The sequence below is a fragment of the Coleofasciculus sp. genome (assembly GCF_046539235.1).
In the GTDB taxonomy this organism is placed as follows: Bacteria; Cyanobacteriota; Cyanobacteriia; order Cyanobacteriales; family Coleofasciculaceae; genus Coleofasciculus.
Genome location: NZ_JBKHHI010000231.1, coordinates 1 through 10,472 on the forward strand (window position 1 = coordinate 1; position 10,472 = coordinate 10,472).

At 47.7% G+C, this 10,472-nt stretch carries 12 protein-coding genes; 3 read left to right on the top strand and 9 right to left on the bottom strand.

What is annotated here, in order from left to right; genetic code table 11:
• Window positions 1–183: 183 nt before the first annotated feature.
• The 9 genes from ACLFWI_RS18990 to ACLFWI_RS19030 form a co-directional block, all read right to left on the bottom strand.
• A complete protein-coding gene (locus ACLFWI_RS18990; RefSeq protein ID WP_446414206.1) occupies window positions 184–663 on the bottom strand; it encodes an SH3 domain-containing protein in 480 nt (159 codons plus the stop codon).
• A gap of 278 nt (window positions 664–941) precedes the next feature.
• Complete coding sequence (locus tag ACLFWI_RS18995) at window positions 942–2,456, bottom strand: AAA family ATPase (RefSeq protein ID WP_446414207.1); 1,515 nt, start codon at window positions 2,454–2,456, stop codon at window positions 942–944.
• Between the two features lie 194 nt (window positions 2,457–2,650).
• Window positions 2,651–3,154, bottom strand: a complete 504-nt coding sequence (locus ACLFWI_RS19000) for a YceD family protein (protein WP_446409757.1) — start codon at window positions 3,152–3,154, stop codon at window positions 2,651–2,653.
• A 62-nt stretch (window positions 3,155–3,216) separates the two neighbouring features.
• On the bottom strand, window positions 3,217–3,699 hold the full coding sequence (locus tag ACLFWI_RS19005; protein ID WP_446414208.1) for a Jag family protein: 483 nt from the start codon (window positions 3,697–3,699) through the stop codon (window positions 3,217–3,219).
• Between the two features lie 2 nt (window positions 3,700–3,701).
• Window positions 3,702–4,871, bottom strand: coding sequence for a membrane protein insertase YidC (gene yidC, locus ACLFWI_RS19010; RefSeq protein WP_446414209.1), 1,170 nt, complete (start codon window positions 4,869–4,871; stop codon window positions 3,702–3,704).
• Between the two features lie 314 nt (window positions 4,872–5,185).
• A complete protein-coding gene (locus tag ACLFWI_RS19015) occupies window positions 5,186–5,578 on the bottom strand; it encodes a PH domain-containing protein (RefSeq protein ID WP_446414210.1) in 393 nt (130 codons plus the stop codon).
• Complete coding sequence (rnpA, locus tag ACLFWI_RS19020; RefSeq protein WP_446414211.1) at window positions 5,568–5,954, bottom strand: ribonuclease P protein component; 387 nt, start codon at window positions 5,952–5,954, stop codon at window positions 5,568–5,570. Before rnpA ends, ACLFWI_RS19015 begins: the two co-directional genes overlap by 11 nt.
• A 130-nt stretch (window positions 5,955–6,084) precedes the next feature.
• Window positions 6,085–6,222, bottom strand: coding sequence for a 50S ribosomal protein L34 (gene rpmH, locus ACLFWI_RS19025; protein ID WP_006105140.1), 138 nt, complete (start codon window positions 6,220–6,222; stop codon window positions 6,085–6,087).
• A 122-nt stretch (window positions 6,223–6,344) separates the two neighbouring features.
• Window positions 6,345–6,878, bottom strand: a complete 534-nt coding sequence (locus tag ACLFWI_RS19030; RefSeq protein WP_446414212.1) for a DUF2808 domain-containing protein — start codon at window positions 6,876–6,878, stop codon at window positions 6,345–6,347.
• A gap of 500 nt (window positions 6,879–7,378) precedes the next feature.
• On the opposite strand from ACLFWI_RS19030, the gene ACLFWI_RS19035 reads away from it, so the two are divergent.
• The 3 genes from ACLFWI_RS19035 (at window position 7,379) to ACLFWI_RS19045 (ending at window position 10,349) form a co-directional block, all read left to right on the top strand.
• Window positions 7,379–8,524 (top strand): Re/Si-specific NAD(P)(+) transhydrogenase subunit alpha, encoded by a 1,146-nt coding sequence (locus tag ACLFWI_RS19035; protein WP_446414213.1) that lies wholly within the window; start codon window positions 7,379–7,381, stop codon window positions 8,522–8,524.
• A gap of 126 nt (window positions 8,525–8,650) precedes the next feature.
• Complete coding sequence (locus tag ACLFWI_RS19040; RefSeq protein ID WP_446409758.1) at window positions 8,651–8,929, top strand: NAD(P) transhydrogenase subunit alpha; 279 nt, start codon at window positions 8,651–8,653, stop codon at window positions 8,927–8,929.
• A gap of 13 nt (window positions 8,930–8,942) precedes the next feature.
• Window positions 8,943–10,349: an NAD(P)(+) transhydrogenase (Re/Si-specific) subunit beta gene (locus ACLFWI_RS19045; protein WP_446414214.1), complete on the top strand. Its 1,407-nt coding sequence runs from the start codon at window positions 8,943–8,945 to the stop codon at window positions 10,347–10,349.
• Window positions 10,350–10,472: the final 123 nt, after the last annotated feature.

Genomic DNA, 10,472 nt, shown 5'->3' on the forward strand with positions numbered 1-10,472 from the left:
ATTTGTCATTTGTCATTTGTCATTTGTCATTTGTCATTTGTCATTTGTCATTTGATCGGGGCGGGTTTAGTTACTTAATCAGTGCTAAGGAAACGATAGTAGTAAAACCCGCCCCTACAAACCAGGTTCCATTGAGAGAAGCACGGGGTCAAAATACAGACGCGCCATGGCGCGTCTCTACACTTATTCGACTCGCTCAACATTTCCCGCCTTGACCCAACCTTCTTGTTCACTACCAGACAAGCGTACCCTCTGCCATTTTTGATCATCGCTTTCTTTGAGGATGATAATTTCCTTATTGTAGGCTATGCCACCAATGCGATTGGCATTAAGACTGGGAGAATCGCGCAGGCTTAATCCTTCGGGCCAGGTTACCCGCGCCTCATACGCGCCAGGGGGTAATTCTTCAGGTTCTGGGGATTCACTGGGAGTGGGGCTAGGACTCGGACTGGGTTTTGGCTTCTGGGCAGATTGAGCGGGTTTCTTGGCAGAATCAGGGGATTTAACCGGTGATTTGGCTTGTTGTTCTTCGGCAAAAATGGGTTTAGCTGGATTGACTGATAATTTTGTGACAAAGTAATAGGCGACGGCACCACCCCCGGCTAATAGGATGGCGATGCCTAGAGTAAAACCGATCAAAAATTTGGTAATACCTGATATCATAGAATTTTTTATTGGTTATTTGTCATTATTTATCACATTTAAAGGTTAGTCAGGGCGGGTTTTGTACAAACGTTACTATCAAGACAAAAAAGAAAGTTTCATTACCCGCCCCTACAGACGCGCCAGGTTATTTGAGCGAAGCGAAGGGTCAAAATCAAAACTCAAAACTTTTAAGCTAAGACGCATTTAAATCATCTATCCCCTGTTGCCTGTTGCCTGTTGCCTGTTGCCTATTGCCTTTGAGCAATTGAGATATCCTAATCTAAATGCCGAACAGCTTATTGCAGTTGACGCTGAATCCGACTACTTAAACGATTATCTCTTGACGCCATCCGTGCTTTTCCCGCCGCCGCCCAGTCTTTAAGGAATTGAATTTGTTCTTGGGCGGTACGGGCAAGGGGAACGATTTGGCTGGCAGCTTCTAATATATCATCGGTGGTGAAATCTCGATTTTGACTAAAACCAATGTGCATGGCTTCGATTAGGGTTTGTTCAATTTCTGCGCCGGAAAAGTCGGGGGTTTCGTAAGCGAGTCGTTCTAGATCATAGTTCTTGAGGTTATGAGGGCGCAGTCGCCCTAAGTGTAGTTCAAAAATCGCTTGGCGTTCCGCTTGTGAGGGTAAGCCGACAAAGAAAATTTCATCAAATCGCCCTTTCCGCAGCATTTCCGGTGGGAGGGCTTGGATATTATTGGCGGTAGCCACAACAAATACGGGGGATTTTTTCTCGGCTAACCAGTTGATAAATGTTCCAAAAACCCGACTGGCGGTACCGGAATCGCCTTTGGATTCTACTCCCGCAAAGGCTTTGTCAATTTCGTCAATCCAGAGAATACAGGGGGCTAAGGCTTCGGCGAGTTGAATCATTTGGCGAGTACGGGATTCGGATTCTCCGACTAAGCCGCCAAATAAACGCCCGACATCTAAGCGTAATAGGGGAAGATGCCAATGATGGGCGATCGCCTTGGCGGTGAGTGATTTTCCGGTGCCTTGGATTCCGACTAATAGCAAGCCACGGGGATGGGGTAATCCATATTGTCGGGCGCGTTCGGTAAACGCACCGCCTCGGCGCAGCAGCCAGTCTTTCAGGTTATCTAAGCCGCCAATATCGGAAATTCGTTCGCTGGTGGGGTAATAGTCTAAGATTTGAGTTTGCCGAATCGATTGGCGTTTTTCCTCTAGCACCATTTCCACGTCATCGGGTTGGATTTGTCCTTGCGCCGCGATCGCTCTGGCTAAGACTCGACGAATCCGTTCTAAGGATAACCCTTGACAAGAGCGCACCAGTTCATCTAAAACTTTGTCGCTGAGGGATTGACTGGTGGCGGCGACTAAGCGGCTAATTTCGGCTTTGATTTCCCCAACATCGGGTAGGGGAAACTCCTGTACCGTCAGCACTTCGGTTAAGTCTGAGGGGATGGCGACTTGAGGGGTAACAATGACGATGTTTTTCGGCTGGGATTTTAGGAGTCGCGCCAGGTTTTTCAGTTTGCGAGAAACGGAGATATCGTCCAGAAAGCGGTGAAAGTCTCTCAGGATAAAGATAGACGGGGCGTTTGGGGGGATTTTTTCGACAAATTCTAAAGCCTGTAAGGGATTGCGGCGTCCAAATCCTTGATCATTGGGGTTCCCTTGATAGCCATCGACAAAATCCCACAGATAAACCGCCCGTTCACCCAAGCGTTGAGCCGCCTGTGCGATCGCGACTTCGGCTCGTTCTTCTTCCAGGGTGGGGATATAAATCAGGGGATAGCGGGCGCGTAGCAGCAGCTCAAACTGATCATTAAAACTCATGGGGTATTGGCGGGAAATGCAACAACGTCAAAGCGAATCAGTCACCATACCTCATTTTACCTGTATTGAATCAGAGGAGGGCGGGTTTCGTATCCCAGTTAGGGAAAATCAATATTTATCCCCAAACCCGCCCCTAAATGGATGTTGACCAATGAACAATCAACAATGAACAATCAACAATGAACAATCAACCATTAACCTGGCAATTTTCCCTTCAAAATTTCCAGAGCATCCCAACGCCGATCCGTTGGCTTTGTACTATCATTCTCATCCATGACAATTCCTGGACAATTGGCGTCACATAACTGTCGGGGTGGAATTTCTAGACATAATTGTTCATAAAGCCAACTATTGGGATCAAAATACCCTTGGGGATGTAAGGTTTCCACTAACTCCTCCAAGGGCGTTTCTCGTTCCAACATACCCAGATCCTGTTGCTCGGCGGCTTCATCTAACCAAACCAGTTCCGATACATCCACGCTTAACCGATGATTGTACTGCTGCAAACAACGGTTACAGGCTAGGGTAATAATCGTTTCGGCTTGCGCCGATACTTCTAAATAATTCCCTTGATGCTTAACTTGCAAGCCTCCTCGCACAGGCGTTAGGGTTTCTAAATCGGGCAGGAATTCATTGACCTGAATCACCTCGGTTTGCTCTGGTAATTTAAGCAATCCAGGAATATAAATTGCTTCCATGATGCCACTCCTTTGCTGCCAACAAACCACGCCTACCCCTGATTTTAAACCCTGATCGTTAGTTAAGGACGCAGACGCACCACCAAGTGACGGTTTGGTTCTTGACCCTGACTGTGGGTTTCTAAATCTTCGCATTCCTGGAGCAACCTATGCACTTGACGGCGTTCTGCAGCGGAGAGCGATCGCAATTCATAATCTTGACCCGTCTCCCGTACTTTCTGCGCCGCCTGATCTGCCAGTATCCGGAGTTCCTCTTGACGCTGTAGACGGTAACCATTGAGTTCAACGGTATACGCCGCCTGATCTGCTAATGGCTTACCCAGGTTAAGCGTTGCATTTGCCAGATACTGTAGCGCATCAAGTACCTTACCATTAACCCCAATCAGGGTTTGAATCTCTGCCTCAGTTAATTGGCTTTGCTCAATGGTTAACCAGTAATTCGCTTTACTATCTTGGCACTCCTCAGATACTTGCACTGTCGCCGACACATTAGATAAGCGTAGCAACTCTTCTAGCCACTGCTGACCCCGCTGCTGATTACTCATAACTAACTTGACGCTTTTTTCTTGGAACGTTTCGGTTCAAATGGCAGTGATTCTCGCCCTTCGCCTGACTTTTCCTTTGATTTGGTTTTCTGTTCCGCTTTTTCTTGCTCATCAACCATTTTTTGGATATTGTCCGGTAGGGGTTCTCGCATCAAAATGAAGGATTGCAGCGTCTGAAAAACGTTAGCAATCACCATATACATCAACACCCCGGCGGGTAAGGGGAAGAAGAAGAACATCCCGGAAAATAAAACTGGCGTAATCTTATTCACCGTATTTTGTTGCGATGAACCACTAGGAGCATTTTGACCCGTGAGAATCTGGTTCACATACAAACTCACGCCAAAAAATAGAATCATGCCCACAATATCCCAGTGGATGTCGCCCTCATCTCCAAAGGCACCCACTCGCCCTAAGGCATCAATAAACAGGAATCCTCGCTCGGCGGCTAGTCCAGGAATTGTCGCCTTTAGGGTTACATCGCCCGGTGCTAAGGCTTCCAGGGTGCCATCTGTTGTCAAGCGTACCTTGTCTTCCCCTTTGGTGATTTCCCATTTAGGCACAATTTTGGTGTCTGGATATTCCTTCTCCAGGGTGCTTAGGGATTTTCCTTCAACGGATTGAAAGTCGATTGGGGTTTTCTCCCCCACCACTAAACGATTACCGCTGGGTAAGACAGCGGCGACGGGTGCGTGAACCCCATCGGCAAAGTAAATATTTTGGGGTTTAGTGGCAAAGGCTTGAGGCTGGATGAACTCCATTTTCTCCCGGGGAAAGATTTGCACATCCACCGTGTAGTTCACATTAGAAAACGGTGATCCCCGCAATGTGGCAAATAGGGCAAATAATACAGGCATTTGCAGTAGCACCGGGAAACACCCGGCTAGAGGATTACCAAACTCCTGGAAGAGTTTGCTCATCTCCTCTTGTTGTTTCACCTTGTCATCGCCATAGCGTTGCTGAATTTCCTCTTGCCGCTTTTTCATTAACGGTTGGGTAATTCGCATGCGCCTCATGTTGCGAATGGAGCCTGCGTTCAGGGGATAGAGAGCAAAGCGAATTACCAGAGTCAGTGCCACGATGGCAAGACCGTAGCTAGGCACAATCCCGTAAAAGAAATCCAGGATTGGCAGCATGACGTTGTTAGAAAGAAACCCGATACCAAAATCCATTCGTATAAAGTCAACCTAGGCGCTGTAAAGTTTTCTGAATCTAATTTATCGAATATTGGCGGCAATGGGAGCCAATGTCAGCCAATTGCCCCTGGGATTTTCCACGCTGTAACCCCATGGGGCGGCTTTCAGGCGATCGCATTCTGGGGCAGCCCAAAGAAAATTAACGGGAAAATGTATCCAAAAATACAGAAATTTGGCGGAAATTTCTGATCAGGTGGGCGCTCTCTGCACCAGGTAAGGAGTTCAATTATTCCCCACACCCGACAATTGACACCCACGAACATTGCTCCCTTACTCATCGCCGCTATACTTTAAGCCTTAACGGAATCTAGGGGTTTACCCGTTTTGGCAGCAACTTTTTCACCGATATAGTCGTAAATTTCGCGAAACTGAGGCATAGCTCTCAGTTCTAGACGGCTACCATCTTTCAGGATAACCACAATATCTCCCCATAGACCGATAGCCCGGGGAACTTTCCGCAGTTGGGCAATTTCGGAGTAGATAATATCCGTGCGATCGCGCCCTTGCCATCCCCCTGTCACCGAAATGCGGCGATTTGTCACCCGATAGCGCAACCACAATGCTCGCACAACCGCCCCAATGGTTAAGGGCAGGGCGATAACCGTGAACCCCAACAAAATGTTTATAATCAAATCACCGATATGGGGACCCCCCTGATAATAGGTTTCTTCTTTAATGCCCATTTATCACCTCAGCATCTACCAATAACTGCTCTAATTCTTGCAAAAATTGAGCATAATCGCACTCCAAGGCGCTGGGGCGTACTCCAACTATGACCTGCCAACCTGGTGTCAGTCGCGGCAATAATTGGCGCAAAGCCGCTCTGATCTGCCGTTTGAGCCGATTACGGACAACGGCTTTTTTACTGACTTTTTGGCTGACGGAAATACCGATGCGAGTGGGGGGTAGATTGTCAGGATTGACCTGTGAGTTGTCTGAACAGACTCTAGGTAACTGTAACCCGCGCACGGTTAAATGGCGTCCATAGCGACGAATTCCCTTTTGGTATACGGCCTTAAAATCTCGCCAATGCTTGAGTCGATTCGCCTGGGGTAACAATTGTTATTTGTCCTTGGTCTTTTGTCCTTTGTCAGAGAACAGGCAATAGGGCGCATTATCCAGCACCCTACGCGACTATCGACGCCTAACGGTGAATTTTGTGTAAGTCCTGAATATTGACAAGATAACACTACACCGCTAAACGATAACGTCCTTTACTGCGACGGGCTTTAATCACAGCTCGACCGTTTTTGGTTCGCATGCGGGCGCGAAATCCTGATTTGCGTTTTTGCTTACGGTTACTACCGCCTAATGTACGTTTGGTCATGGTTTATTGTTTATCGCGCTACATCTTTTAAGTTGGCAAAACAGGGAGAAAGCGAAAGTGATTATACTACTTTACCCTGTAAACCAAAGCATCACGATCTACTATCGTAACATTCCCATCGCCTAACTAATCGTCAGAATCCAAGTTCCCAGGTAACGGGGTAGGGGAACATCACCGGGAGTCCATACCAAACATTCAAAATAAAAAGTACCGCCAAACCGGGGATTTTTCACATTAGAGAACACAATCTCTACCTTCTCCTGGGCTGGAACTGCCTCTTGCATATAAATCTGGAGCTGGTAATTCTCTTTATCCCAATCTACCTCAGCAATGGGTAGGGATTCGCCGTTAACTCTTACCTCAATTCGATCCGTGTCAAATTTTCCGGTGTAATAATCTGGATAACGAACGACAAACTGCTGCACCGCCAATTCCATCTTCTTGCTGGGAATCCTCAGGTAGTATCGATCCCATTGATTGGCTCGACCTCCAAACCCTAGATGATACCTGAGGATATTTTCCCGTTGCACACCGCTAAATATCGTCAGTCCGGGATTACTCTGTGCCCAAGTCCGAACCGCTACGCCAGTCAGTAAACAGCCGGTTAAAGCAACGGCTGACACCAAGCGTCCTAGAGGAGATTTGCTAATAAACATAAGTGGGAAACCTTCGGCTGTAATAAAACCAAGCTTTTTACTAAACTTGACAATCTTTGACTGTAGCAGATTTACCTCATCTGTAGTCCAGCGATGGTACAGACGCTCAAGACGCGGGAAAAGTGCCTGATGCTTATCTTCCCCTATTCCATCTTGACTCTCGGCGTTGACTCGGCTAAAGTGTCTGGCAGCTTATCATCACCCTCTTCTTCGTTTTTGTTTTATCTGTAGTTAAATATACACAAAATTGGGGAAAAGCTGCTCATACTTCTGATTATTACCGAAAAATGGCGATTCTATAACTATCCAGATTGTGGAATTAATCTATATTTATCTAGTCAATGACAAATAAATTTTTCTCGCCCAAAATAGCCGGTGCATCTTTGATGCAAAAGAAAGGGACAAGGGCTATCATGTCAGAAAAATACGCCCTTCATGTAGGGCAGTTGCCTAACACCCAAGTTATAGTTTTTCGGTGAGTCGATAAGCAAGGAGTTTTCATGAAAATAGCACTGGTTAAAGAAATTGAAGTGGGCGAAAATCGGGTCGCCCTGATTCCGGATATTGTTGCCCGTTTGGTCAAACAGGGCTTAGAGATTTGGGTAGAAAATGGTGCGGGAGAGGCATCGTTTTTTAGCGATCGCGCCTACGAGGAGGCGGGGGCTACCCTAGTCTCAGATCCAGGTAAACTCTGGGCTGAAGCTGATGTGATCGTAAAAGTGGGCATCCCCAAAGATGATGAAATCAACCAGATGCGGGAAGACTCAACATTAATTAGCTTCCTCAGTCCCCTGGGTAAGCCAGATGTCGCCCAAAAACTGGCAAATCGTAAGGTGACTGCCTTCAGTATGGAGTTGATTCCCCGTACCAGTCGCGCCCAGAGTATGGATGCGCTCTCCTCCCAAGCTGGGGTAGCCGGGTACAAAGCAGTACTGATTGCCGCCGCCGCGTTACCGAAATTCTTTCCTATGTTAACCACAGCCGCGGGAACGATCAAACCATCAAAAGTGTTTATTCTGGGTGCAGGCGTGGCTGGCTTACAAGCGATCGCGACGGCCCGACGCTTAGGTGCTATGGTAGAAGCCTTTGATATTCGTCCCGCGGTTAAGGAGGAAGTACAAAGTCTGGGAGCCAAGTTTGTTGAGGTCGATCTCCAAGAAGATACCGTGGCGGAAGGGGGTTATGCTAAGGAAATCTCTGACACGGCTAAACAGCGCACCCAAGAGGTGATCGCAGAACAGGTCAAGCAATCGGATGTGGTGATTACCACCGCCCAAGTTCCTGGGAAAAAAGCTCCCTTACTGGTAACGGAGGAGATGGTTGAGCAAATGACTCCAGGTTCCGTCATCGTGGATCTCGCTGCTGAACAAGGTGGAAACTGTGCCGTTACCGAAGCGGGGAAAGATATTGTCCGTCATGGCGTGACTGTTATTGGTCCAATCAATGTCCCCTCATCCATGCCCACCCACGCCAGCCAGATGTACGCCAAGAATATCTCAACGTTATTACAGTACCTGGTCAAAGAAGGACAGTTACAACTCAATTTTGAGGATGATATTGTAGACAGCACCTGCATTACCCATGGGGGTGAAATTCGCAATCAGCGGGTGAAAGATGCCCTATCTCAAATGAGTACAACCGTCTAGGTGTAGGTATAGGTTAGGTTCAGGTTGATCATTTGGTTTTTCCCCATGAACAATGAACAATGAACAATGAACCATGAACCATGAACCATGAACAATCAACAATCAACCCGAAAAAAGGAAAAAAAGATGACCACCACATTCATTGCCAGTTTATTTGTCTTTGTCTTAGCTTCCTTTGTTGGTTTTGAAGTGATCAACAAAGTGCCACCCACCCTGCATACTCCCTTGATGTCTGGGGCAAATGCCATTTCCGGGATTGCCGTGATCGGCGCATTACTCATCTCCGGATCAAAGGAATGGAATGTCACCGTCATTTTGGGTTTAGTGGCTGTCGTGCTAGCCACGGTTAACGTGGTGGGCGGTTTCCTGGTGACGGATCGCATGTTGCAAATGTTTAAGAAATAAGAGAGGTGAGCCCATGACCGACTTTCTACCGACTGGGATTGAACTGACGTATTTAGTCGCAACCGGATTATTTATCTTTGGGCTGAAAAAGCTGGGATCACCAGCGACAGCACGCCAAGGAAATGTGTGGGCTGCAGTCGGGATGCTGCTAGCTGTGGTGGCAACTCTGCTGAACCAACAGGTCTTAAATTATCAAATGATTTTGGTGGGAATCGCCATTGGTGCTGTCATTGGTGTGACGGCAGCGTATAAAGTGGCGATGACTGCCATGCCTCAGATGGTAGGCTTGCTGAATGGGTTGGGTGGTGCCGCCTCAGCCTTAGTCGCGATCGGAGAATTTTGGCGCTTGCTGAACGCGGGTCAAGGTGTACCCTTAGGGTCTACGATTACCGTGATTCTGGGTGTGCTAATTGGTGGGGTTACACTCACCGGGAGCTTTGTGGCATTTGGCAAGTTACAGGGGTTGATTACGGGTAAACCCGTAAAGTTTCCCTTACAGCAACTGTTTAATGCCTTACTCCTGATTAGCTTTTTGGTCTGTAGTGGCTACCTATTAGTAACACCGGACAATACGACCATCTTTCTGTCGATGGTGGGTATCTCCTCAGTGTTAGGGATTTTCTTTGTCCTACCCATTGGCGGCGGCGATATGCCTGTGGTGATCTCACTGCTGAACTCGTTTTCCGGGTTAGCGGCGAGCGCGGCAGGTTTTGTGGTGATGAACGATATGCTGATTGTGGCTGGGGCGTTAGTTGGGGCTTCCGGTTTAATCCTGACCAACATTATGTGTAAGGCGATGAACCGTTCCTTACCCAACGTGCTATTTAGTGCTTTTGGTAGCGGTGATGTCAAAGGCGGTGCAGGTGGTGCCGGTAGCACAGGTGACAAAGTTGTCCATAGTATTGATGCCGAAGAAGGAGCAATGATGTTGGGCTATGCCCGCTCCGTGGTCGTTGTTCCGGGTTATGGGATGGCAGTGGCTCAGGCACAACATACGGTGCGTGAATTAGCCGATCAGCTTGAAAAACTGGGCGTTGAGGTCAAATACGCGATTCACCCAGTTGCGGGTCGGATGCCGGGACACATGAATGTACTTTTAGCCGAAGCGAATGTCTCTTATGACCATCTCTACGACATGGATGACATCAATCCTCAGTTTGATAATACTGATGTTGCCCTCGTCATTGGTGCCAATGATGTGGTAAATCCAGCCGCTCGTAGCAATAGCAGTAGTCCGATTTATGGTATGCCGATTCTCGATGTCGATAAGGCGAAACATGCGATCGTGATTAAGCGAAGTATGAACGCGGGCTTTGCTGGGATTGAAAATGAGCTGTTCTATGGCGATAAGACCATGATGCTATTTGGTAGCGCTAAGGATGTTGTGGCGCAGCTTGTGGCTGAGGTGAAGCAGCTTTAACCGACAATTGTTTTTTGTCACCCGAATGTGATCAAACCCGCCCCCATAATTGAATCAGGGCGGGTTTTGTTGCTCAGTTATTGGTGAATAGCGGAATTTAGTCCCTAAACCCGCCCCTACACC